At 62.4% G+C, this 23,566-nt stretch carries 24 protein-coding genes and 1 pseudogene; 15 read left to right on the forward strand and 10 right to left on the reverse strand.

Annotation, left to right across the window (positions count from 1 at the left end):
* The first annotated feature begins 285 nt into the window (after positions 1–285).
* The 3 genes from M6D32_RS07110 (at position 286) to M6D32_RS07120 (ending at position 2,869) form a co-directional block, all read left to right on the forward strand.
* Positions 286–1,284 (forward strand): hypothetical protein, encoded by a 999-nt coding sequence (locus M6D32_RS07110; RefSeq protein ID WP_298254766.1) that lies wholly within the window; start codon positions 286–288, stop codon positions 1,282–1,284.
* 257 nt (positions 1,285–1,541) lie between these two features.
* Entirely contained in the window at positions 1,542–2,249 is a 708-nt protein-coding gene (locus M6D32_RS07115) for a glutathione binding-like protein (protein ID WP_298254768.1), read from the forward strand.
* Positions 2,250–2,398: 149 nt separating this feature from the next.
* On the forward strand, positions 2,399–2,869 hold the full coding sequence (locus M6D32_RS07120) for a hypothetical protein (protein WP_298254771.1): 471 nt from the start codon (positions 2,399–2,401) through the stop codon (positions 2,867–2,869).
* Between the two features lie 46 nt (positions 2,870–2,915).
* Here the strand turns inward: M6D32_RS07120 and M6D32_RS07125 are convergent, their stop codons facing one another.
* The 3 genes from M6D32_RS07125 to M6D32_RS07135 all read right to left on the reverse strand — a co-directional run bounded on the left by M6D32_RS07125 (position 2,916) and on the right by M6D32_RS07135 (position 4,325).
* Positions 2,916–3,326, reverse strand: a complete 411-nt coding sequence (locus tag M6D32_RS07125; RefSeq protein ID WP_298254773.1) for a PAS domain S-box protein — start codon at positions 3,324–3,326, stop codon at positions 2,916–2,918.
* Positions 3,327–3,449: 123 nt separating this feature from the next.
* Positions 3,450–3,974, reverse strand: coding sequence for a hypothetical protein (locus tag M6D32_RS07130; protein WP_298254775.1), 525 nt, complete (start codon positions 3,972–3,974; stop codon positions 3,450–3,452).
* Between the two features lie 147 nt (positions 3,975–4,121).
* On the reverse strand, positions 4,122–4,325 hold the full coding sequence (locus M6D32_RS07135; RefSeq protein ID WP_298254777.1) for a hypothetical protein: 204 nt from the start codon (positions 4,323–4,325) through the stop codon (positions 4,122–4,124).
* A 106-nt stretch (positions 4,326–4,431) separates the two neighbouring features.
* Between M6D32_RS07135 and M6D32_RS07140 the strand changes: the two genes are divergently transcribed.
* Together M6D32_RS07140 and M6D32_RS07145 are read left to right on the forward strand one after the other, a co-directional pair.
* The gene (locus M6D32_RS07140; RefSeq protein WP_298254779.1) at positions 4,432–5,973 is read left to right on the forward strand and encodes a DUF1800 family protein; all 1,542 of its coding nucleotides are present in this window, start codon (positions 4,432–4,434) and stop codon (positions 5,971–5,973) included.
* A 5-nt stretch (positions 5,974–5,978) separates the two neighbouring features.
* Complete coding sequence (locus M6D32_RS07145) at positions 5,979–7,211, forward strand: DUF1501 domain-containing protein (RefSeq protein ID WP_298254781.1); 1,233 nt, start codon at positions 5,979–5,981, stop codon at positions 7,209–7,211.
* Between the two features lie 75 nt (positions 7,212–7,286).
* Here M6D32_RS07145 and M6D32_RS07150 read toward each other — a convergent pair.
* The 3 genes and pseudogenes from M6D32_RS07150 to M6D32_RS07160 form a co-directional block, all read right to left on the reverse strand.
* A pseudogene (locus M6D32_RS07150) lies at positions 7,287–7,667 on the reverse strand (aldo/keto reductase); the annotation flags it as partial.
* A gap of 145 nt (positions 7,668–7,812) precedes the next feature.
* Positions 7,813–8,274: a GNAT family N-acetyltransferase gene (locus tag M6D32_RS07155; protein ID WP_298254783.1), complete on the reverse strand. Its 462-nt coding sequence runs from the start codon at positions 8,272–8,274 to the stop codon at positions 7,813–7,815.
* An 84-nt stretch (positions 8,275–8,358) separates the two neighbouring features.
* Positions 8,359–9,186 (reverse strand): PAS-domain containing protein, encoded by an 828-nt coding sequence (locus tag M6D32_RS07160; protein WP_298254785.1) that lies wholly within the window; start codon positions 9,184–9,186, stop codon positions 8,359–8,361.
* A gap of 783 nt (positions 9,187–9,969) precedes the next feature.
* Between M6D32_RS07160 and M6D32_RS07165 the strand changes: the two genes are divergently transcribed.
* Complete coding sequence (locus tag M6D32_RS07165) at positions 9,970–10,146, forward strand: hypothetical protein (RefSeq protein WP_298254787.1); 177 nt, start codon at positions 9,970–9,972, stop codon at positions 10,144–10,146.
* Between the two features lie 157 nt (positions 10,147–10,303).
* Here the strand turns inward: M6D32_RS07165 and M6D32_RS07170 are convergent, their stop codons facing one another.
* On the reverse strand, positions 10,304–10,960 hold the full coding sequence (locus tag M6D32_RS07170) for a glutathione S-transferase family protein (protein WP_298254789.1): 657 nt from the start codon (positions 10,958–10,960) through the stop codon (positions 10,304–10,306).
* Here M6D32_RS07170 and M6D32_RS07175 point away from each other — a divergent pair.
* Positions 10,953–11,171, forward strand: a complete 219-nt coding sequence (locus M6D32_RS07175; protein ID WP_298254791.1) for a hypothetical protein — start codon at positions 10,953–10,955, stop codon at positions 11,169–11,171. The genes M6D32_RS07170 and M6D32_RS07175 overlap by 8 nt on opposite strands.
* Before the next feature lie 32 nt (positions 11,172–11,203).
* Here M6D32_RS07175 and M6D32_RS07180 read toward each other — a convergent pair whose 3' ends face one another.
* Together M6D32_RS07180 and M6D32_RS07185 are read right to left on the reverse strand one after the other, a co-directional pair.
* On the reverse strand, positions 11,204–11,764 hold the full coding sequence (locus tag M6D32_RS07180; RefSeq protein ID WP_298254793.1) for a sugar O-acetyltransferase: 561 nt from the start codon (positions 11,762–11,764) through the stop codon (positions 11,204–11,206).
* 189 nt (positions 11,765–11,953) lie between these two features.
* Positions 11,954–13,150, reverse strand: a complete 1,197-nt coding sequence (locus tag M6D32_RS07185; RefSeq protein ID WP_298254795.1) for a glycosyltransferase family 87 protein — start codon at positions 13,148–13,150, stop codon at positions 11,954–11,956.
* A 237-nt stretch (positions 13,151–13,387) separates the two neighbouring features.
* On the opposite strand from M6D32_RS07185, the gene M6D32_RS07190 reads away from it, so the two are divergent.
* The 6 genes from M6D32_RS07190 to M6D32_RS07215 all read left to right on the forward strand — a co-directional run bounded on the left by M6D32_RS07190 (position 13,388) and on the right by M6D32_RS07215 (position 19,986).
* Positions 13,388–14,590, forward strand: a complete 1,203-nt coding sequence (locus tag M6D32_RS07190; RefSeq protein WP_298254797.1) for a pyridoxal phosphate-dependent aminotransferase — start codon at positions 13,388–13,390, stop codon at positions 14,588–14,590.
* Positions 14,591–14,828: 238 nt separating this feature from the next.
* A complete protein-coding gene (locus M6D32_RS07195) occupies positions 14,829–15,311 on the forward strand; it encodes a DUF992 domain-containing protein (protein WP_298254799.1) in 483 nt (160 codons plus the stop codon).
* 163 nt (positions 15,312–15,474) lie between these two features.
* A complete protein-coding gene (locus M6D32_RS07200) occupies positions 15,475–17,523 on the forward strand; it encodes an elongation factor G (RefSeq protein WP_298254801.1) in 2,049 nt (682 codons plus the stop codon).
* Between the two features lie 93 nt (positions 17,524–17,616).
* Entirely contained in the window at positions 17,617–18,255 is a 639-nt protein-coding gene (locus tag M6D32_RS07205; protein WP_298254803.1) for a YoaK family protein, read from the forward strand.
* A 74-nt stretch (positions 18,256–18,329) separates the two neighbouring features.
* Complete coding sequence (locus tag M6D32_RS07210) at positions 18,330–19,172, forward strand: shikimate dehydrogenase (RefSeq protein ID WP_298254805.1); 843 nt, start codon at positions 18,330–18,332, stop codon at positions 19,170–19,172.
* Between the two features lie 181 nt (positions 19,173–19,353).
* A complete protein-coding gene (locus tag M6D32_RS07215) occupies positions 19,354–19,986 on the forward strand; it encodes a hypothetical protein (RefSeq protein ID WP_298254807.1) in 633 nt (210 codons plus the stop codon).
* Positions 19,987–20,251: 265 nt separating this feature from the next.
* Here M6D32_RS07215 and M6D32_RS07220 read toward each other — a convergent pair whose 3' ends face one another.
* Positions 20,252–21,388 (reverse strand): alpha-hydroxy acid oxidase, encoded by a 1,137-nt coding sequence (locus M6D32_RS07220; RefSeq protein ID WP_298254809.1) that lies wholly within the window; start codon positions 21,386–21,388, stop codon positions 20,252–20,254.
* 257 nt (positions 21,389–21,645) lie between these two features.
* Between M6D32_RS07220 and M6D32_RS07225 the strand changes: the two genes are divergently transcribed.
* Positions 21,646–21,825 (forward strand): hypothetical protein, encoded by a 180-nt coding sequence (locus M6D32_RS07225; protein WP_298254811.1) that lies wholly within the window; start codon positions 21,646–21,648, stop codon positions 21,823–21,825.
* A gap of 213 nt (positions 21,826–22,038) precedes the next feature.
* Entirely contained in the window at positions 22,039–23,382 is a 1,344-nt protein-coding gene (glmM, locus tag M6D32_RS07230; RefSeq protein WP_298254813.1) for a phosphoglucosamine mutase, read from the forward strand.
* Positions 23,383–23,566: the final 184 nt, after the last annotated feature.

Here is a 23,566-nt window from a genome sequence, read left to right on the forward strand (position 1 = left end):
CCAGCAAACTTGAAAACCGCATCCGTCGTACACCCTCGTGAATGGATGCCGTGCCCATCGTGCCCCCTTTGTTCCAGGGCACTAAAAACACGACACTTCACGAGCTACAAACAGGCGACAGATCACGCGCTACTGACATCAGAAAACCACGACCCGGCGGAAGCGAATGTGAGGTGGTTCACAGTTTCGGGAGAAGTTCGACGCAACCTTCGTAGCACCCTATATAAGCGGCGCGACAACCAGGGAATCAGCGGGCGATTTGGGTTGAGAATGATTTTTGGGGGCATGATCACGGACATACGGGCTGTTGCGCGTGCAAGGGCGCTCGCTGCCATCCTGGCTGTGGCGTTAAGTCCGGCGTTAAGTCCGACGTTAAGTTCGACTTGGGCCCATGCGGACGAGCCGGGCGACGTAATTTACAATCCGCCGCCGGGGAGCCGCTGGATCGTCGATACCGAGGCCCGCAGCGAGGAGATCAGGCCGGAGGGCTCGACGACTTCGTTGGCCAAAACGCGCGCTGAGCTGACCGTCGAGGCAAAAACGCCGGACGGCTTTCGCCTTTCCTGGGTCCAAATCAGCGCCACGGTCGAGGGTACCGCGCGCAGCGTGCCGCTTCGCCGCGCCTTTGCCGGTGTACTGCAGGATGTCGTGATCCACCTCAGCACCGATCCGGCCGGAAAGCCCTTGCGTGTCGACAATCTCGACGAGGCGAGGGCGGCGATGCGGCGCTCGGCGGAAAATCTGGCGCCGCAGTTTGCGGAGCGGCCGGCGGCGCGTGCGCTGTTCGACCAGTTGGTGTCGGGATTGACCGAGGTAAATGCCGACCATGCGGCATCCGCTTACGTCGATGCGCTGGGCTCGCTCGCCCTCGCGCAAAATGCGGGAATGAAACCAGGTGAATACAGGTGGACCTCGAAGCCGGCACAAAATCCGCTTGGCGGCGATGCGCTGATGTCGAACGAGCGGTTAGAACTCTCCAAAGCCGAGCCTGCAGGCCGGCTCACCTTCGTCGATGCCACCTCGATCGACCCCGTCGCGATGAGCGACTTCATGAAGTCCTTTGCGAAGAGCCTGCTGGCCGCTTCCGGCGACAGCGTGACGCCGGAGCGGATCGATTTGCTGGTGAAATCGATGGTGTTTTCGTTCGACAAGCGCGGCGAATTCGAAGTCGAGAATGGCATGACGCGCAGGCTCGCCGAGAAATCGACCACCGTCTTTCGCGGCATGGAGCAGAACCTGACCCAGACCGAGGCGCGAACCATCGCGGTCACGCCCGCGCGGTAAGCGTGTGCGAAGCGTCTGGGCGTGGCGCGAACGCTTATTCGACGACGCGCAGCAATTTTCCTTCTTCCCACGCCGGGCAGACGTCGTGGCAGTGTGGATGATCCAGCGGTGGAGTTCCCTCCGCGCGAGGGACATTGCAGCCATCACTTTCATGGCAGCGGGCGACGCCGGCATTGACTCGTCACCCGGGTCTGGCGAAATTCATGCATCCGCATTCATTTTCCGGTGCAACGCCGGAAGCGACAAGGAACGCCCCCATGATCGATCTCCACTATTGGACGACGCCGAACGGCCACAAGATCACGATGTTTCTCGAAGAGACCAGGCTGAAGTACAAGATCTTCCCGGTCAACATCGGCAAGGGCGATCAGTTCAAGCCGGAGTTTCTGGCGATCGCGCCGAACAACCGAATTCCCGCGATGGTCGATCACGAGCCGAAGGGCGGCGGCAAGCCGGTCTCGATCTTCGAGTCCGGTGCGATGCTGCTCTATCTTGCCGAGAAGACCGGTCAGTTCATCCCGACGGACCTCTATGGCCGTTATGACGTCATTCAGTGGACATTCTGGCAGATGGGTGGTCTCGGCCCGATGGCCGGACAGAACCATCATTTCCGCAACTATGCGCAGGATAAGATCCCGTACGCCATCGAGCGCTATGTAAACGAGACCAACCGGCTTTATGGCGTGCTCAACAAGCGTCTCAAGGACCGCGAATTTATCGCAGGCCAATATTCGATCGCCGACATGGCCAGCTACCCTTGGGTCGCGGGCTACAAGAATCAGGGTCAGGATATTGACCAGTTCCCGCATCTCAAGCGTTGGCTTGAGACCATCCGCGAACGCCCCGCCACGCTGCGCGCTTACGCGCTCGCCAAGGAGGTCAATCCGAATTTCGGTCAGCCCGCGATCCGCACCGACGAAGAGCGCAAGCTTCTGTTCGGGCAGACGTCGGCCGTCGTGAAATAGCTTTTTTATAGCAAAACGCGGACACGTAACTTTGCGCCGCTGACAAGCGAGTAGCGATGATCCAAAATGGATTCCGCGGCAGGCTGAACGCGTTCTTCGTCGTCCGCGATTCCCTCCGTCTAGGGGTACTACGACAGGAGACCAAGAACGTGCGTGACGGAATCTCTGTGCTTCGCATCGGCGTCATGTGGGCTGCGCTTGTGGCCGGCAGTTTACTCGATGCGTCGCCGGCGCTCGCGCAGTCCCGCACCGATCCCATGCTGAACAGCTCTCCGTCATGGGATGCCAATCACGACGGCACCTATACCTGCGAGGAGTGGAAGAGTTTCATGGACAGGCTGTTCGTGTCGGCCGACAAGGGGCGCAAGGGTTTTCTCACCCGGCCGGAATTCGATACGGTCAAGAAAGCCGATCCTTCTCTCGCCGAGGCCGATTTCGGCTACTTCGACGAAAACCAGGATGGCAAGATCTCGCGCAAGGAGTTCGTCGACAAGCCGAGCGTGTTCATCCTGCGCTTCGACCGGAACGGCGACTGCCGCGTAACGCCGGAGGAGCTGAAAGCGGCGGCCAATCCGCAATCGGGCGCGCCGCAGGACAAGGCGCGTGACCGGTATCACTGAGCCGCGCCTGAACTCAACAGCAGCGATGGACTTTATCTGGGGCGTCTTACGCGCCGCGGGTGGCGGCACGCTCTCGTTCGACGCGCTCGGTGACGTCTCGCGCCACGGCGACCGAGCCAAGCGTTTCGCTGGCCGCGCCGCCTTTGACGATCGCGAATGTCATTTCGACGTAGAGCTTGCGACCGCTCTTGTGCAAGGCGCGGGTTAGCGTGGGTCGGCCCTGAAGCTTCATGGTGCCGCTGGCCATCGCGGCGTTGAAGCCGCGCCAGTGGGCGGCGCGCAGATGCTCGGGAATAATCAGGTCGAGGTTTTGACCGAGCGCCTCGTCCGACGAAAAGCCGAACAGGACGGTGGCGGCGGAATTCCAGCGCGCGATGTTGCCGGAACGGTCGGCGTAGATCGTCGCATCCGCCGTCTGATCGAGAATGAGTTCCGCGAGTTGGGGACGCACTTCCATGGGAATACCTGTTTGCTTCGATCACAGTGGCCCTTCGCGAACTGCGGTCAACTCGCCCAAGCGCCGACACCATGCTCCGGCCGGCTTTACGCCCCATGATGCGAGACAGGCCGACGTCCGGCGTTACTGGCGTGCAAGTTCCTGCAAGGCAGTCTTCATCTCATTCAAATCATTCAGTGCCTTGCAGCTCTTCAGGAGGGGACCGACTTCCTTTTCGCCCTGCGCTTTCATTCCACGCAACATATATGCCACCGATCGCCGCGCGGCCTCTTCGAGTTCCAGTCGCTTTTGCGTTTGCAACGGCTTGGCAATGGTCGCTTCGACTTCCATGGTCCCTTCCTGGGCCTGAACGTAGCCTTTCTTGGATTCAGGATTGGATGTTTGGGTCGAAAGGCCGCCATACATCAGCGAGCATTCGGAAATTCGGCGCACCACCTTTTCGCGGAGGGCGTCGCTCTCCTTGCTTTCATTGATGGCGTTGTTGAGCGCCGCAGTGACGTCGAGTGCCGCCCACGTGGTGTCGCCCCGAGCAGGTTTTTGTGGATCTGCCGCAGCGGGTTTTTGTGCGCTCGCCAACTGCGACGAGATCAAAAGGGCGGATAACACGCCAAAGACCAACAGCAAGATCAGCCTGGGACGGTCGGACATTACTGGTTCCCCCAATCTAGTTTAGCGCGCTGCTAATGGCGTTCAGCGGGTTCGTCAACACGCAAGGCGGGCCTAGGTACGAAAGTTTAGCCGCCGAACCGCGGCAGCGGAACTCGGCTCTGCGCATTTGATGGGATTTATCCGTAATCAGGTCTGCGCCCTGCCCGCGGTCTCCGATGCTGCCTTCCGCAGGCATTCCCGGCACAGGCAATCTTCACCTTCGCGCGGCATCGGCAGCCGTGCGGTTTCTTCCGCGCACCAGCACGTCTTCGATTGCGAGCAGGAAAATTCCGCGCCGCACCGGGAACAAGCGACGCAGCGGGAAGAATCCATTTCTAAACGATTTGTCATGAATGAGAACGAAACTTCGCCGCGTTTTTCATGTCCGGTTCATCGCTTGCGGCGCGTAATATACGCGCTGCCCGACTGAAGGAAAGTCACTCAGGGAAAACGCAAGATGACCCGCGATCCGCAAGCCGCCTTGACGGCGCTGAACCGTTTTGGTTTTGGTGCGCGCGGCGGCGCCGCGGGCGACTTCGTCAACGCGGCCTCCGATCCGCGTGGCTTCGTCAAGGCCGACCTTCAGCGTCCCGCCGCCCCGCGGTTGGAAATGCCGGGATTGCAGCCGACCCCCGCGCTGGCCGAGATGGTGTTTGCCTATCAGGCCGAGGTGAAGCAGGCCCCCCATGCCGCGAAGGCCAATGCGACGACTGCGACAGCGATTGCCGAGGCGGCGCCATCTGCTGACGCGAAGCCGGCCGCCGCGAAGATGGCCTCCGCCGATATGTCGAGCAAGATGGCGTCGATGGACATGCAGCCGAAAGGCAATGCCGACGCGTTGATGCGAGAGAACGAAGGCGCCAAACCCAAGGCGCCGAAGCCGCTCAATGTCATCCAGAGGACTTTTCGCGCCGAGGCGCTGGCGAGGGTGCAGCGGGCGCTACAGGCCGATTGCGGGTTCGGCGAGCGTCTCGTGACGTTCTGGTCCAATCACTTCTGTGTCTCTGCGGCGAAGGGCCAGCTGGGACGGATGTGGGCAGGATCGTTCGAGCGCGAAGCGATCCGCCCGCACGTGTTCGGGCGTTTCCATGAGATGTTGATGGCGGTGGAGCAGCACCCGGCGATGCTGTTCTTCCTCGACAACCAGCAATCGCTCGGGCCGGACTCGCGCGCCGGGCAAAACCGCAAGCGCGGCCTGAACGAAAATCTCGCGCGCGAAATCATGGAATTGCACACGCTCGGCGTCGGCAGCGGCTACACCCAGGCCGACGTGACGTCTTTGGCGCGCATCATCACGGGCTGGACCTTTGTCGGCCGGCAAGGAAAGCTCGGTCCGCCCGGCACCTTCCTGTTCAACGCCCACGCGCATGAGCCGGGGCCTCAAACCCTGCTCGGCAAGACCTATCCAGACAGCGGCCTCGCGCAAGGCGAGGCGGCGCTCGCCGACATCGCGCACCACCCGGCGACCGCGAAATTCATCGCCGCCAAATTCGCCCGCCACTTCGTCGCCGACGATCCGCCGCCGGCGTTGACGGCGCGGCTGCATGACGTGTTTCGCAAGACCGACGGCGATCTGCTGGCGCTCGCCACCACGCTGGTCGATTCCGACGACGCCTGGCAGGTGCCGTTGACCAAGATGCGCAGCCCTTATGAATATCTGATCGCGACAGGGCGCCTGCTGGATCACATTCCGGACGAGCCCGGCCGCTATCTCGGCGGTCTCAACATGCTCGGCCAGCCGTTATGGGCGCCGTCAGGGCCGAATGGATTCCCCGACACCAATGCAGCCTGGGCCGCGCCGGAAGGCATGAAGCTGCGGCTCGACATCGCGGCGGAAGTCGCCTCGCGTGTCGGCGACAATGTCGATCCGCGCGATCTGCTCCAACTCGTGGCCGCCGGTGCATCGTCGCAGGACACGCGTCACACCATCGAGCGCGCGGAATCGCGGCAGCAGGCGCTAGCGCTTTTGTTGATGTCGCCGGAATTCCAGAGGAGATGACAGCAATGGAAACAAATGTGGATTGCTGCGAAAACCGGCGGCTGGTCACCTCACGCCGCGCCTTTCTTCTCGGCGGCGCCTCGTTTGCCGCCTGGGCTTACTTGCCGAAATTCGCCCGCGCCGCCGACGGGCGCGACCCGCGCCTGATCGTCGTCATTTTGCGCGGCGCGCTCGATGGTCTTGCCACGGTGGCGCCGGTCGGCGATCCCGATTACGCCGCGCTGCACGGCTCGATCGCGCTCACATCCGATGGCCCGCATGCGGCAACCATGCTGGACTCGTTCTTCGTGCTGCATCCGTCGATGCCGGAATTCGCGCGGATGTACCGTGACAAACAGGCCGCGGTGATCCATGCGGTGTCGACGCCCTATCGCGACCGCTCGCATTTCGACGGCCAGGATGTGCTCGAGAGCGGCTTTGCCGGCCCCGGCCGCGTGCAGTCCGGCTGGCTCAATCGTGCGCTCGAGGGGTTGCCCAAGGGCGAGCATGTCGCGAACGGCCTTGCGATCGGGGCGACCACGCCGCTAGTGCTGCGCGGTGCGGCGCCGACCGTCGGCTGGGCGCCGGCGACCTTGCCGCCGGCCGCCGATGATACCGCCGTGCGCCTGCTCGATCTCTATCAGCACCGCGATCCGGCGCTGGCGTCTGCGCTGAGCCAGGGTCTGCAACTGGAGAAGGCCGCGCTTGGCGAGGACATGAAGGCCAAGCCCGGCGGCAACAACGTCGCCGCGATGCGGCTGGTGGCGCGCGGCGCCGCCAAGGTGATGGCGGCCGACGACGGCCCGCGCATTGCCGCGCTCGCCTTCGACGGCTGGGATACTCACGCCAATGAAGGCGGGCCGGTCGGGCGCCTGGCGCAACTGCTGTCGGGCCTCGACGGCGCGCTCGGCGACTTCCAGAGCGGACTTGGCGAGCGTTGGCGCGACACCGTGGTGGTGGTCGCCACGGAATTCGGCCGCACCGCGCGCATCAACGGCACCGAGGGCACCGACCATGGCACCGGCACCGTCGCGCTGCTTGCAGGCGGCGCGGTGAAGGGCGGTCGCGTGATAGCGGACTGGCCGGGATTGAAAGTCGCCAATCTCTATGAGGGCCGCGACCTCGCGCCGACGACCGACCTGCGCGCGGCGCTCAAGGGCGTCCTGCGCGATCATCTCGGCATCGGCGAAGCCCTGCTGGCGACGAACGTCTTCCCCGACAGCGCGGCCGTGAAACCGATGCAGGGGCTGGTGGGTTGACGAAGTCATTCCGGGGCGCGCGTAGCATCGATCCCGGGATTCTGGTGCTTCGCACCATCCCGGAAATGACTGCGGTTACTTCGTAATCCGGTCGTTCTCCGCCATGTCTTCCGCGCTGAGGCGCCAGGTGGTCGCTTTGGCGTTCTGCTCGACCTGTTCGACGCGGGTGGCGCCGGCGATCACGCTGGCCACCTGCGGCCGCGCCGCGAGCCAGGAGAAGGCAAGTTCGAGCATGGTGTGGCCGCGCCCATCGGCAAAAGCGCGCAGCTCCTCGACGATCTCCTCGTTGCGCGGCGTGACATAAATATCCCGCAGCCGCTGCACCTTGCCGAGGCGTGTATCGTCGGGCGCAGCCTGGCCGCGTTTGTATTTGCCGGTCAGAAGACCGCTGGCGAGCGGGAAGAAGGGCAGCAAGCCAAGTTTGTATTCCTGAGCGGAAGGGAGCAGGTCCCTCTCGCCGCTTGTGGTGCAGGGGCTTCAGATCGGCGGTACTAGCCCCGCATTGTAGCGCGGTCGTGACACGGAGATTTATCCACAGCCGATCTTCAAGCCGGCGGTTGCCCGGCCGGCGATGAATTGCCCGCAAGCAGGAGCCTGCCCGTCAAAATACCTTGCGATAGACGATGAAGCCGGAGCGCTCGGCGAGCTTGTCGTAAAGCGCTTGCGCGGTGTGATTGGTCTGGTGCGTTTGCCAGTATACGCGGGGTGTCCCGGCCAGCCGCGCCCGCTCGTAGACTTCGCTGATGAGCGCGCCGCCGACCCCTCGTCCGCGCGCGGATGCATCGGTGAAGAGATCCTGCAAGTAACAGACAGGTTCGATCGCGGTGGTCGAGCGGTGAAACAGATAATGCGCAAGCCCCACAAGCCGGCCGCCGCTCTCGGCGATGAGCGCATGCACCGGCTCATAGGCGTCGAAGAAACGCGCCCACGTCATTCTGGTGATATCAAGCGAAAGCGCAGTCGAACCAGAGCGGCCGTAGAAGGCGTTATAGCCATCCCACAGCGGCAGCCATTGTTCGTAATCGGAACGTGCGGCGGAGCGGACGAGGAGTTCATCGGGCATAGGTGCGTGACCGGCGAAAGGGATTGGATCAGCCGGTTTAAGCGGCGCGGCGGGATCGATCAATCCGATTTTATTTCGTCACCGCTATTCGGCCGCGTGCAGATCCCCGGCGGGATTGCGCAACCGGTTCTTGCGCATCAAGCGGTAATATTCCGCGTAGGCGGGATCGTCGGTACGACGGACGAGTTCGGTCACGGGAGTATAGCTCAGCATCCGTCCGCCATCGGGCAAGGCCGTGCAGCTGAAGCGAAGCACCTGTCCGTCCCGGAGATTGATGTTGATCGGCGTTGAATCGCCGGTTCGCATCTTTTCGGTGCGCTCCGCGATGAAGGCAGTCAATTCCTCTTCGGGCATTTCGTAGGCGCCGGTGTCGCGGCCGTGATACATCAGCGCGATGAAGGGCGGCTTGCTGTCGGCCTTCTCGTCCGACAGCGCGAAATAGTCGCGAAAGGCGCGGTTGATGAATTCGGCGCGGGTGTCGGAATCGAGCAGCACGATGCCGATGTCGACCTGGTCGAGCGCCGCTGAAAGCCGCTCGGCGGTCGCGTGGTGACGGCGCTCCCAGGAAAGCGTGTCGATCAGTTTTTTCCGCAACAGCCCGGTCAGGACCGCCGTACCGACCACGGCGACCGCGAGCATCGTCAAGCGGGTAATGTCCGCGGTCGAATAGCCGAAGGAATGGCCCAGACGCGCGCCGCGGACCAGCAGGATCAGCGCGCCGGAAACGAGGGCGAGTATAGCGCTGACCAGGCTCGAGCGAAGGCCGGAGAGCGAGCCGGCAAGCGCCACGATGCAGACGAACAGCGGCGCGGGATTGGGGACGGCGAACAGCAGCCGGTCGAGAGCAAGTGCGATCAATGCCGTTGCTGCGGTGAGGGCCGGTCCGGAAACAGCACGCCAGTCGAACTGCATGACTAGAACTCCGACTCCGAAGTTCGCAAGCTATTGCGGCCCCGCCGATGCGAACTTCGGAATCAAAGGAGCTCTAGCAACTTACTGTTTTGAGTAGCGGCTTTGAATTTGAAGTTCCTATAACGAACTCACCTCGAAACTGATAGGAACTTCAAATTCGCCGCACTAGTGCCCACTTTCCGAAGTTCGTGCTCCATCGCAGCGCCCACCTTCACGAACTTCGGAAAGTCATGGGCCCTAGCAAACTTATTGATTCTAGTACCGCTTTATCGATCTGAAGTCCCTGATCGAATTTCGCCGCTTGTGGTGCAGGGACTTCAGATCGGCGGTACTAGTCTCGTTTGCTCACGAGAATGAGACGGGCAGTTTGATGGAAAGCTGTGCGTTGTCAGCGACGTTTCGCGTCCTAACCTTAAGGAGGCGTTGACGCGCCCAGGACAACTATCAGAACAACCATTCGGCTATTTTGCCTCGAATGGTATCGATCGGCCGGAAGCCGGCTCTCCCGTCCGGGGGCAGGACTTGCCTGATCCCGCCTGTCCGCAAGCCAGATCTTGTAAGCCAGGCTCGGCAGAATTGTACGAATTCCGGAATCGGGACGCGAGCGCATCGTCGCCGCGCGTACCTTCGGCAATCAGCAACGATGCCGCCACCAGGGTAGCCGCCACCAGCGCTGCCGTGACCAATGCCGTCGGAGACTTCATCACATCCTTGTCCGATCGCGATTCCAATCGTCGCGTAGGCCGCCGAAGCAAATGGCTCGAAAAATGGGGCTAAACCGAAATGGGTATTGCCGCGTCGAGCTTGCTCGAAAGCACTGCGAGGGTGACCATCAGGCAAAGCGACCGCGAAGCGATGGCCAGCGAAGTCGCCACCGCGTCCCTCGGCCGCGTCGATGCGATGGCCATTGCCGAGCCACTAAAGCCGGCCGGGCTCAAAAACCGGATCATGGACGAATAAATCCCTGTACGAACGGGCGAATCACTCCGCGCGGTGGGATTTTGTGACAATTTTCACCGGCAAGATTGCGGCGGGGCGGTCGTCAAAGCGGCAGAAATGCGGCGAAACGGGCCGTTATGCCCATGATCCCCGCAATTCGTCCCAGCTTTTGTGGACCTTACGCCTCGGCGGCCGCCTGGTGGTCCGGCTCCAGCATTCTACCGACAGGCAGCCAGTCCATCGTCACGAATCCGTGGACTTGCTCGACCCGCTTCAGCCAGTCGCGGATCGCCGGAAAGGTCGAGAGGTCGTAGTCGCACTTCTCGGCGACATGGGTGTATCCGTAGAGTGCGATGTCGGCGATCGTGAACTGGCCTGCGGCGAAATAGTCGTGGGTCTTGAGGTGATTTTCCATGACCTGAAGTGCGGCATAGCCGCGCTCCATCCAGTCTTCCAGCGCATGCGTTTGCAGGTCGCGACCGCCTCTGACCAGCGCAAGCCAGAAATACGCCGCGCCGATGTTCGGCTCCAGCGCATGCTGTTCGAAGAACATCCATTGCAGCGCCTCTGCGCGCTCGACCGGCGACTCCGGTGCAAGCGATGTGCCGCGGGCGACATACCAGAGGATCGCATTGGACTCGGCGAGATAACGGCCGTCAGCAACCTCCAGTAAAGGAACCTGTCCGCTCGGATTCTTCGCGAGAAAGTCCGGCGTGCGGCTCTCGCCGCGCAGAATGTCGATCTCGATTGCGCGATAGGGGGCGTTGAGCAGAGCAAGCGCAAGGCGAACCTTGTAGCTGTTGCCCGAGCGCTGCATGGAATAGAGATTGTACATTGCGAAACAGTTCGACCTGTGTGAGAGCGGGCGGGCAGCTAGTGCGGTGAATTTGAAGTTCCTATCAGTACCCGCAACTTGGCCAAACAATGATGCCGATGCGCGTGCACCGCAAGGGTTGAACCTGGAAAAGGTCAAAAACCTCTACTGCACTGCAACGATGAAGAAGTTCATGCTAACAACATGGCGCGCTGATGCTGTCTCAATTTGAGTCGCCATGCCATGGCCGTTGGCAGATGTTCCTTAGCTCTCGCCGATCGAACGAATAACCCGCGCCGGATTTCCGCCGACAAGACTGTTCGGAGCAACGTTCCTGGTAACGACCGAACCCGCAGCCACAACCGAGTTCTCACCCACCGTCACCCCGCCGATGACGGTCGCACCGGCTGCGATCCAGACGTTTCGTTCGATCACGATCGGCTTTCCGATCGTGATCGAGCGGCGCTGCGATGGTTCGAGGGGATGGCCCGCCGTGATGATGTTGACGTTTGGCCCGATCAACACATCGTTGGCGATGTCGAGGCCGCCAAGGTCATAAAAGGTGCAGTTCTGATTGACGAAGACATTATGCCCGACGCGGATTTCGTCGCCACCGGCCGTGTAGAACGGCGGGATCAGCAAAAAGCTTTCGTCCACCTTCTTGCCTATCAGCTGGCTGAACAGTGCCCGAATTTCGTCCGCATCGTTGAAGGTCAGACGGTTGAGCGCAGCGGTGATCGCCATCGCTCGCTTGACGTTTGCCAGCATGGCCGCCGATTCCGGCGTCCGCCGGTGAATGATCCTGGTGCCGTTCGCATTCGACATCGCAATTTTCCTTGAGGCCGCCGCCGGGCATTGCGGTTCAGCGCACGAGGGCGGTACCGCGATTCGCTAACAGTAGCCACAAGGCGGAAGGGCCGGAATCCACGCAATACCGGAATTCAAACCAGGACGCTGAAGTCCCCGATCGAATTCGACGCTTGTGGTGCAGGGACTCAGATTGGCGGTACTAGCCTACGCGGCCGCGGCCGATGGCGCGCCAAGTGGGCTCGGCTTTCGATCGTCCAGGGCGTGATGGAGGATCGCGGCGTAAAGCAGCAGGAGGACCGACAGGCCGAGCGGAATGCCTGTGATCTTGGCGATGCCGCGCGAAAGCAACGGTACGATCCAGGCCGCGGCCAACAGGCTGATGTCGAAGCTGCGGAATCCGCGTGCGCGCCCAAGTCGCGCGAGATAGGCAATCGCAAGACCGGCAACCACAAGGTCATAGTCGAGCATATAAGGCGTTGCGAGCAGGCTTGCCGCGGCCAGCGCCGCGGCCTTGAGTTCGAAAGCGGCATCGCTGCGCCACAGCCAGGCGAGCGTGGCAGCAAGCGCTATGCTGAGCGTGGCTTGCACCGAGTAGGCCAGCAGGACGCTACCGCCCCACATCCGCACCGCTGCAAACGCGCTCGGCAATTTCTCGAAGCCGACGCTGCCGTGCTCCAGCAGGACCTTGCGAGACATTTCGGTCGAAGCCAGGAATGCCGTCCACGCATCGGTGCCGAAGAAGAGCCAGGAAAACGCCACAAGCGCCATCGTTGTTGCCGCGGCGGAAGCAATCACCCGCCATCGGCCGGCGGCGAGTAGCGCGATGGGGATAACGAGCGCAAATTGCGGCTTGTAACAAAGTAGACCGATGCACAGGCCCGAGACAACCGGTCGCTCCAGCGTCACCAGTGCGGCTCCCAGAAGGGCTGCGGTCATAAAGCCGTTCTGACCATGACCGAGATTGATGAAGACGGCGGGAAAGGCCGCTGCCGCCGGCAGCCAGTTCCGCGCGAACACGGGATCTCGCCGACGCGCCGGCGCAAGGATCGCCGCGATGACCATGAGGTAGAGCGCAAGGCCGGCCGCCTGAAACAGCGCCAGCGCGAGCGGATAGGGTAACAGCGCAAGTGCTGCTGCGATGAGGAGGAAGACGGGTGGATAATTCCAGCTGTAGTAGGGCGTCTTTTCGCCGAACTGTCTCTGCTCGCGGGCGTGATGGGCGGACGGCGCGTAGGCATCGGCCGCGTGTCCCTCGAGCGTGAGCGAGCCGGCGGCATAGAAGCTCGAGAAGTCGGTTCCGATCGGCTTGCCGTTGCGGTCGATCAGGCCGTCCGACAGGCCGATCCAGACCATCGTCGCAACGGCGTAGAGGGCGAGCAGGATCAGGCTGTAATTGCGCATGCGCGGGCGCGTCAGCCAATCGCCAGATCGCAGGCCTTGCCAGAAATGAGCCATTTCGCCGCAGAATTTTATGAATGTTGCGCGAGAAGTTAACGGGGGTCGTTTAACGATCCCTAAAGTTTGGCCTTTTGGCGCAAGCTTCTTGCGATGCTACGGGCCTGGTCTTACTGTGGCGTGCATTCCACTCAACTCGAGTCGTGCTGCTTTTGAGCACACGACGTTTGCCAGGAGATCATGATGCCCTTCCTGTCCGCTGCGCTTGACCGTGTGAAGCCGTCCGCGACCATCGCGGTCACGGATAAAGCACGCGAGCTGAAAGCGGCGGGGCGCAACGTGATCGGCCTTGGCGCCGGCGAGCCCGACTTCGACACGCCCGCCAATATCAAGCTCGCGGCGATCCACGCGATCGAGGCCGGCAAGACCAAGTACACTGCGGTCGACGGCATCCCCGAGCTGAAGCAGGCGATCGCCGCCAAGTTCGAACGCGAGAACGGACTGTCCTACAAGGCGAACCAGATCATCGTCGGTACCGGCGGCAAGCAGGTGCTCTACAATGCGCTGATGGCGACCATCAATCCCGGCGACGAGGTGATCATCCCCGCACCGTATTGGGTGAGCTATCCGGAGATGGTGGCGCTCGCCGGCGGCGAACCCGTTTCCATCGTTTGCACGGCGGAGCACGGATTCAAGCTGCAACCCGCTGACCTCGAGAAGGCGATAACGCCGAAGACCAAGTGGATCATACTCAACTCGCCGTCGAACCCGACCGGCGCGGCCTATACGCGCGCCGAAATGAAGGCGATCACCGATGTGTTGGTGAAGCATCCGCAGGTGTGGGTGATGACCGACGATATGTACGAGCATCTGGTCTACGACGACTTCGTGTTCACGACGCCGGCGCAGATCGAGCCGAAGCTGTACGATCGCACGCTGACCGTGAACGGCGTTTCCAAAGCCTATTGCATGACCGGCTGGCGCATCGGCTATGCCGGCGGTCCCGTGCCGCTGATCAAGGCGATGTCGACGATCCAGTCGCAGTCGACGTCGAACCCGTCATCGATCGCGCAATGGGCCGCGGTCGAGGCGCTCAACGGTCCGCAGGATTTCATTCCGGCGAACAACAAGGTGTTCAAGGAGCGGCGCGACCTCGTGGTGTCGATGCTCAACCAGGCCAAGGGCATCGATTGTCCGCGGCCGGAAGGCGCCTTCTACGTCTATCCGTCCTGCGCCGGCACGATCGGCAAGACCGCGCCGTCCGGCAACGTGCTCGGCAACGACCAGGACTTCGTCACCGAGCTTCTGGAAAGCGAGGGCGTCGCGGTGGTGCAGGGCTCGGCATTCGGATTGGGGCCGGCGTTCCGCATCTCCTACGCCACCAAGACCTCGGACCTCGAGGACGCCTGCAAACGCATCCAGCGTTTCTGCGGCAATCTGCGCTAGGGCAAGAAAATCTCTCCGTGTCTCGGACGCGCGGGCAGCAGCGCCTCTTGGCGCTGCACCGCAGAGCCGGGATCCGCCAACATGGACCCCGGATCTGCGGTGCACGACTTCGTCCTGCGCCGCGCTGTCTGGAGCTAACGCCAAACTTATGCCATAGAGAAGATGCGCGCCCTCTCGATTGCCTGGGTCCGCGTTCGTCTTTTCGACTCGCATCACATCTTTGGTCGGAGATTTCTTCATGCGTCGTTTCATCATTCTTGCCGGCATTGCCGCCGCTACGCTTGCTGCGTCCGTGACCGGCGCATCTGCCCAGCAACCGGATCGCATCCAGGTCGGCGTGCTGGAATGCCGGGGCGGGGCGAGCATCGGCTTCATCGTGGGGTCCGTCACCAATCTCGGCTGTGTGCTCCGCGTCAACGGCAGGCCTGACGACTTCTACGTCGCCACCATTCGAAAGGTCGGCGTCGATCTCGGCATCACGCAGGAGACCGCGCTTGCGTGGGGCGTATTCGCGCCGACGAAGTGGCTCGGTTCGGGCGATCTTTCCGGCAACTATGCCGGCGCGCACGGCAGCGCGGCTATCGGTGTGGGCGCTGGCGGCAACGTACTGGTCGGCGGCTCCAACAATTCGATCGCGCTTCAGCCGCTCAGCCTGCAAGGTCAGGTTGGTCTGAGTGTCGCTGCCGGTTTGGAAAGTCTGGAACTCCGTCCCGGCAGATAAGGCTGACGATTTCTCGATCCGCCGCCTCGCCACGGGGCGGTGCGGAACGATGCGTTGGTCGATGCACCGCAGCGATTTTCCTCCTTGCCAAATCGATGACGGAGGAAGAGCATACGCTGTTGCCGACCCAATCACGGGCCGAGCTCCACATGAGGAGGCGGCAATGGGACAAGACGTCAGAAGTCCCCGAGGTCCACGGTGCATCGCGCTGGTGGGCCCTTTCCAAAGCGGTAAAACTACACTTCTTGAAGCAATACTGGCGCGAACGGGCGCCACCTCGCGCGCCGGTAGCGTCGATTCCGGAACGTCCGTAGGCGACTCCAGCCCGGAGGCCCGCCATCACAAGATGGGCACTGCGTTAACGGCTGTCACCACCAGCTTCATGGGCGATAGTTACACTTTTATCGATTGTCCCGGTTCGGTTGAATTCGCACACGACATGCGCTCGGTCCTTCCCGCCGTCGACGCCGCGGTCGTGGTCTGCGAGGCCGACGAGAAGAAGCTGCCGCAGCTTCAGATCATCCTGCGCGAGCTGGAAGACTTCGACATTCCGCGTTTCCTGTTTCTCAACAAGATCGACCGCGCCAACAAGCGCATCCGCGAAACGCTCGCGACCCTGCAGCCGGCGTCACGCATTCCGCTGGTGCTGCGCCAGATCCCGATCTGGAACGGCGACCTCATCGAAGGTTTTGTCGATCTCGCGCTCGAACGCGCTTTCGTCTATCGCGAGCACAAGGCGTCCGAAGTCATCACGCTCGACGGCGGCAACCTCGACCGCGAGAAGGCAGCGCGCTTCTCGATGCTGGAAAAGCTCGCCGATCACGATGATGCGCTGATGGAGCAGCTGCTCGAGGACATCGCGCCGCCGCGCGATGCCGTGTTCGACGACCTCGCCCGCGAACTGCGCGAAGGGCAGATCTGTCCGGTGCTGCTCGGCTCCGCCGCGCGCGAGAACGGCGTGCTGCGCCTGATGAAGGCCCTGCGGCATGAGGCGCCGGGCGTCGCTGAAACCGCCAAGCGGCTCGGCGCTGCTTCGTCGAAGGATATGCTCGCCTATGTCTTCAAGACCGTGCATTTGCAGCACGGCGGCAAGCTGTCCTATGCGCGCGTGCTCACGGGGCGGCTCGACGATGGCGCCACGCTGCATGCTTCTTCGGGCGAAGCCGGGCGTGTGTCGGGCGTCTCGGTGCTTCACGTCGGCCAGGACAACAAGCGCTCGTCCGCCGAAGCCGGCGAGACCGTCGCGCTCGGCAAGCTCGATACGGCGAAGACCGGTGACACTCTGTCGAGCGGCAAGACCGCGCCACAGGCGCTGGTCCAGGTTGAACCATTGGCGGCGGTGCTCGCGATGGCGGTCGCGGCCGCCGACCGAAAGGACGACGTCAAGCTCGGCCAGGCCTTGCTGCGGCTGAACGAGGAAGATCCGTCTTTGACCATGGTTCAGAATCCGCATACTCACGACAGCGTGCTGTGGGGGCAGGGCGAAATGCATCTGCGCGTTGCACTGGAGCGTTTGCGCGATCGGTTCGGCATCAATGTCAAATCGCATCCGCCTGCGATCGGCTATCAGGAAACCATCCGCAAGCCGATCACCCAGCGCGGCCGGCACAAGAAGCAATCCGGCGGTCACGGTCAGTTCGGCGACGTCGTGCTCGATATCAGGCCGCTGCCGCGCGGTACCGGCTTCGAGTTCCACGAGAAGGTCGTCGGAGGCGCGGTGCCGCGGAATTACATTCCGGCCGTCGAGGAAGGCGTCGTCGACGGCTTGCTGCGCGGACCGCTCGGCTTCCCGGTTATCGACGTTGCGGTGACGCTGACCGACGGCTCCTACCACAGCGTGGATTCGTCTGACCTTGCATTCCGGACCGCGGCGCGGATCGGCCTTGGCGAAGCGCTGCCGCAGTGCCAGCCGGTGCTGCTGGAGCCGATCCATATCGTCGAGATTGTCTGCCCGACGGATGCGACCGCGAAGATCAACGCCATCCTGTCGGGACGGCGCGGACAAATTCTCGGCTTCGACACCCGCGAGGGCTGGCCGGGATGGGATCGCGTGCGCGCGATGATGCCGGAGGCCGAGATCGGCGAACTGATCGTTGAACTGCGATCGGCCACGGCAGGTGCCGGCAGCTTCACGCGGCAGTTCGACCGCATGGCCGAGGTGACGGGGCGCGCCGCCGACCAGATCATCGCCGCCCATCGCGTCGCGGCCTGATTGCCGGTTGATTTCACTGACGCGCCGCTCTTGTCTCGGCGAGGGCGGCGCGCATTTATTTGTCGTTGTCCATTCCTTTGATCGTGTTTCCCGATGCTTGAATCACGCCGTGATATTGCACTGGCCTGTACGTTGAGCGCGCTCGCCGGCTATGTCGACGGCATCGGTTACATTCACCTCGGCGGTCTGTTCGTCTCGTTCATGAGCGGCAACTCGACGCGGCTGGGTGTCAGCATTGCGAAGGCGAATTGGTCGAACGCGGGCATTGCGCTGGGCCTGATCGTGCTGTTCGTGGCAGGTGCGGCGGCGGGCAGCGTCATCGTGCTCGGACGCAGTGCTTATCGGCAGGCCTGGGTGCTCGTCACCGAAGCTCTGTTGCTGGCGGCGGCCGGGCTCTCTTATGAACACGGCCATTCCCCGCTCGCCATCGCGGCGATCGTGCTGGCGATGGGGCTGGAAAACGCCGTGTTTCAGATCGACGGCGGCGGCGGACTCGGGCTCACTTACGTGACCGGTGCTCTGGTCAAGGTCGGACAACTCATTGGCGCAGCGTTGAGTGGCGGACAGCGCTGGGCCTGGATGCCTAATCTCTTGCTATGGGCGGCACTGGTGCTGGGATCGGCTTGCGGCGCGCTGGCCTATTTCTGGATCAAGCTATCGGCGGTCTGGTTTGCCGCCGGTTTCGCGCTGGCGCTCGGCGCGGTTGTCGCCGGCGTCCGCCCGCGGCATTGACTCGCCATTGACTCGGAAACCGTGTTGGCCGATGTGGGGAATGAACCGCGGCGACGCCGCAACAGGATCGATTGATGGCCTCTATTACCAAGTCTCGCGCAGCATGTCTGATCGGCTGGCCGGCGGCGCATTCGCGCTCGCCGCTGATCCATCATTACTGGTTGCGTCAACTTGGCATCGAGGGCGGCTACAGCATCGAAGCGATTCCGCCGGAAGGTTTTGCGGAGTTCGTCCAGCATCTGACGGTGCACGGCTTTGTCGGCGCCAATGTCACCATCCCGCACAAGGAACGCGCGCTGGCGCTGACGACGCCCGATGCGCGGGCGCGCGCGGTCGGTGCGGCCAACACGCTGTGGTACGACGGCAACGAATTGCGCTCGACCAATACCGATATCGAAGGCTTTGTCGGCAACCTCGATGCATCTGCGAAGGGCTGGGATGCCGCTGGTGATGCACTGGTGTTAGGCGCCGGCGGTTCCTCGCGCGCGGTGGTGTTTGGACTGCTTGAGCGCGGCATCAAGCGCATTCATCTGGCCAACCGGACTGCCGAGCGATCGCAGGCGCTGGCGGATCAGTTCGGAGCGTCCGTGAGACCAATTCCGTGGGATGAAATCAATCGGGTGCTGCCGCAAGCAGGCCTGCTGGTCAACACCACCTCGCTCGGCATGCACGGCCAGCCCACGCTTGATGTTGATGTCGGCCTGCTTCCGCGCGAGGCGATCGTTGCCGATCTTGTCTATGTCCCGCTCGATACAGCCTTGTTGCAGGCGGCACGCGCGCGCGGGCTGAGAGTGGCCGACGGCCTCGGGATGCTCCTGCATCAGGCGATGCGCGGCTTTGAATTGTGGTTCGGGCAACGGCCACAAGTGACGGCCGAATTGCGGGCTTTGGTCGAGGCCGATCTCAGGGGCGTTTGATCGCGCGCAACCAACCGCGTCAGCGTAGGACACGACGGCCTGATGCCGCCGATGTAACGACCCCGCCGCGTCCTGCGTAAGTATAGCAGGACCAGGCTCCCCGCCGGTCCGGAATAACCCCGCTTTGGCGGGGTATTCCCCTTTATTCGCAGTTCCGGCCTAAACCTTTGAGGGACAGACCATGCCGAAATCTTCTTCCTGGCTGCCGCGTTCGCTTGTGGCCTCGCTCGCCGCCGTCTCCGTGCTCATATCGAGCGCCTGGGCCCAGCAGTCGCCGACACCCACGCGCATCCGCGGCACCATCGAAAGCATCGATGGCAAGACGCTGAACATCAAGACCCGCGAGGGCACCGATGTGAAAGTGAACATGACCGACGATATCGGCGTCATCGGCATCGCCAAGACGTCGCTATCGGAGATCAAGCCGGGCAGCTACATCGGCGTGTCGGCGATGCCGCAGCCCGACGGCAGCCAGAAGGCGCTCGCCGTTCACATCTTCCCGGAAGCCATGCGCGGCGCGTCCGAAGGCTTCAAGCCCTGGGATCTGCGTCCGAATTCGACGATGACCAATGCCACCGTCGCGCAGACTGTTGCCAGCGTCGATGGCCATGATATCCAGGTCAAGTACAAGGACGGCGAGAAGAAGGTCGTGGTGCCGCCGGGTACGCCGATCGTCGCATTCGTCGGCGGTGAAAAATCCGAGATCAAGCCGGGCGCCAAGATCATCATCTTCGGCGCCAAGAAAAAGGACGACGGCTCGCTCGAGACCAACCGCATCGGCGTCGGCCTCAACGGCATCACCCCGCCGATGTGACGTCTTTGTCTACGCGTGCGTAGACAAAGACGTCATTCCGGAGCGTCGCGATGGCGACGAATCCGGAATCTCGAGATTCCGGGCTCGCGCTTTGCGCGTCCCGGAATGACTCGGTGGAATTGCCTTCGGTCATTGCCGGGCTTGATGTTCCAGCAATCCATCCGACTTCAGTGAATTTTGCAAAAATGATGGATGCGCGGGCATAGGCGAGCGAAAGCGACGCCGTTCTTCGAACGGCTATGGCCCGCGCATGACAGCGAGTAGCCTACACCGCTATCACGTGGTCGTCGATTTCGGCGATGGTGTTGACGCCGCACAGCCCCATCGTGGTCAAAAGCTCGTTGCGGATGATGTCGATCGCCTTGGTGACGCCGGGGCCGCCATAGGCGCCGAGGCCGTGCACATAGGCGCGGCCGATCATGCAGGATTTGGCGCCATGCGCAAGCGCCCGCACCACGTCCTGGCCAGAGCGAATGCCGCCGTCGAACATCACCTCCATCTTGTCGCTGACCGCATCGACGATTTCCGGCAACGCGGCGATCGAGGACGGCGCGCCATCGAGCTGGCGGCCGCCGTGGTTGGAAACGACAAGCGCCTGGGCGCCGGTCTTGGCGGCCTCGTTGGCATCCTCCGCGTCGAGAATGCCCTTGAGAACCAGCTTGCCCGGCCAGATGCTGCGGACCCATTCGACATCCTTCCAGTTCAACGTGGTGTCGAATTGCGTTCCGATCCAGGTGCCGAGCGCGGTGATGTCGTCCGTGCCTTTCAAATGACCGACGAGATTGCCGAAGGTGCGGCGCTTGCCGCGCAGCACGCCGGCGACCCAGGCCGGCTTGGTGGCGAAATCGACCAGTTTCGACAGCGACCATTCCGGCGGCACGGTCATGCCGTTCTTGATATCGGCATGGCGCTGCCCGATCACCTGGAGATCGACGGTGAGCACCAGCGCGCTGCACTTGGCAACCATCGCGCGTTCGATCAGCGCCTTGATGAAACCGCGGTCCTTCATGACGTAGAGCTGAAACCAGAATGGCTTGTCGACACTGGCGGCGACATCCTCGATCGAACAGATCGACATCGTGCTCAGCGTGTAGGGAATGCCCGCAGCCTGCGCGGCGCGGCAGGCATGAATTTCGCCGTCGCTGTACTGCATGCCGGTGAGGCCGACCGGCGCGAGGATCAGCGGCAGCGACGCCGGCTCGCCCAAAATGGTTGTCGAAGGATCGCGCTTGGAGACGTCGACCAGGATGCGCTGGCGCAACTTGATCGCTTGCAGATCCTCGCGGTTCGCCCGCAGCGTCTCTTCGGCATAGGAACCGCGATCGCAATAATCGAAAAATGCCTTGGGAACATTGCGGCGGTGGCGCTCGCGGAGATCCTCGATGCAGGTGATGTGTTTCATGGACGTATTCCGGCCCGGGCTTGTATTGTATTTGGCACTTTGGTTGTCATCTACCATGGCTAGTGGTCCAGTTCTAACATTCGCATCTCTGCTCGGCAGCCACTTTTGCGAATGTTAGAACTAAGGGACCACTAACTACTATAATCTTCAGTGTGGTCTTGGATTTGACATTCGCTTTGAGGACTCGCGGCGATATTGAAGCGAATGTCAAATCGACCACACTGGTGCCCGCGCAACATCAAGCAGAGGACATTCCCATGACCGGACCGCACACGAAGTCCTCCCACGCCGACAAACCCGCCAAGAAATTCCGTGACGAGGCGCTCGAAGACGCGTTGGAGGAAGGTCTGGAGGAGACTTTTCCGGGTTCCGACCCGGTCAATGTCATCCAGCCAGCCCCATCCCGGGAAGACGGCCGGCTGAAGCGCAAGGGCTGAAGTTCCCGAGTCGTTTCTGACGGTGAAGAAAAGCATGTTTATTGTCAATATGTTATACCTATTGCGGGCACCTCACAGGAAATGATTCATCATATTTTTTGAAGTCATTTTAGCCGCAGAGGCATTATAACCCGGTTCGACGTTAGCATTGGGGCTGACAACCCGGCTTCCCGGCCATGGCCGCGAGGAAGTGCGGGTGGTGCTGGGGGTTGTATGAGCCGCAAATATTTCGGAACGGACGGGATTCGGGGCCTCGCCAATGGCCTGATCACACCGGAACTCGCGCTCAAAGTGGGGCAGGCCGCGGGACTCGTGTTTCTGCGCGGCGAGCACCGCCATCGCGTGGTCATCGGCAAGGATACCCGCCTTTCCGGCTACATGATCGAATACGCCATGGTGGCGGGATTCACCTCCGTCGGCATGGACGTGCTGCTGGTCGGCCCGATGCCGACGCCGGCGGTCGCGATGCTGACCAAGTCGATGCGCGCCGACCTCGGCGTGATGATATCGGCCTCTCACAACCTGTTCGAGGACAACGGCATCAAGCTGTTCGGGCCGCAAGGCTTCAAACTGTCCGACGACGTCGAAAAGCAGATCGAGCAGTTGCTCGATGAATCGCTCGACCGCCGTCTGGCGCAGAGCGCAAGCCTCGGGCGCGCCCGCCGTATCGACGGCGTTCACGACCGCTACATCGAATTCGCCAAGCGTACGCTGCCGCGTGACCTCAGCCTCGATGGCTTGCGCGTCGTGGTCGACTGCGCCAACGGCGCCGCCTACAGGGTCGTGCCGGAAGCCTTGTGGGAATTGGGCGCCGATGTCATCTCGATCGGCGTCGAGCCCGACGGCTTCAACATCAACAAGGAATGCGGCTCGACCGCGCCGGAGGCGTTGAGCCGCAAGGTGCGTGAACTGCGCGCCGACATCGGCATCGCGCTCGATGGCGACGCCGATCGAGTGATCCTGGTCGACGAGCGCGGACATCTGGTCGACGGCGATCAGTTGCTCGCCGTGATTGCGCAGAGCTGGAAGGAAGACGGCCGTCTGGCGAAGCCGGGCATCGTCGCAACCGTGATGTCCAATCTCGGTCTCGAGCGCTTTCTCGAAGGGCACGGCATCGAACTCATTCGCACGCCGGTCGGCGACCGCTACGTGCTAGAGCGCATGCTCGCCGGCGGCTACAATCTCGGCGGCGAACCATCCGGCCACATCATCCTGTCTGACTACGCGACCACCGGCGACGGTTTTGTCGCGGCGCTCCAGGTGCTGGCGGTCGTGCAAAGGCTGCGCCGCCCGGTGTCCGAGGTCTGCCACCGTTTCGATCCGCTGCCGCAGATCCTGAAGAACGTGCGCTATCGTTCGGGCAAGCCGCTCGACAATGCCGACGTGAAGTCGGCGATCGATGACGGCGAGAAACGGCTCAACGGCCATGGCCGGCTTCTGGTGCGCTCCTCCGGAACGGAGCCTGTGATCCGCGTGATGGGTGAGGGCGACGATCGCCTGCTGGTCGAGGAAGTGGTCGACCACATCGTTTCCGCACTCGGTCAGGCAGCCGCCTGACGCTCGCAGTTGAGGCGTTCCCCGGCTGCTGCGCGAGCCACGTCGTTGTTTCGACGTGGTGCGCTGCTGATCCGGGGTCCATTGTGCCGCTTAGGTCTCGGCTCAGCGGAGCCGCGCTGCACGCTGCGCCGCGTCCGGGACACGAGGGAGTCGATCCTTCTGCAACACTCTAAATTCACCTCGC

The sequence above is a fragment of the Bradyrhizobium sp. genome, from assembly GCF_027307225.1.
Taxonomy (GTDB): domain Bacteria; phylum Pseudomonadota; class Alphaproteobacteria; order Rhizobiales; family Xanthobacteraceae; genus Bradyrhizobium.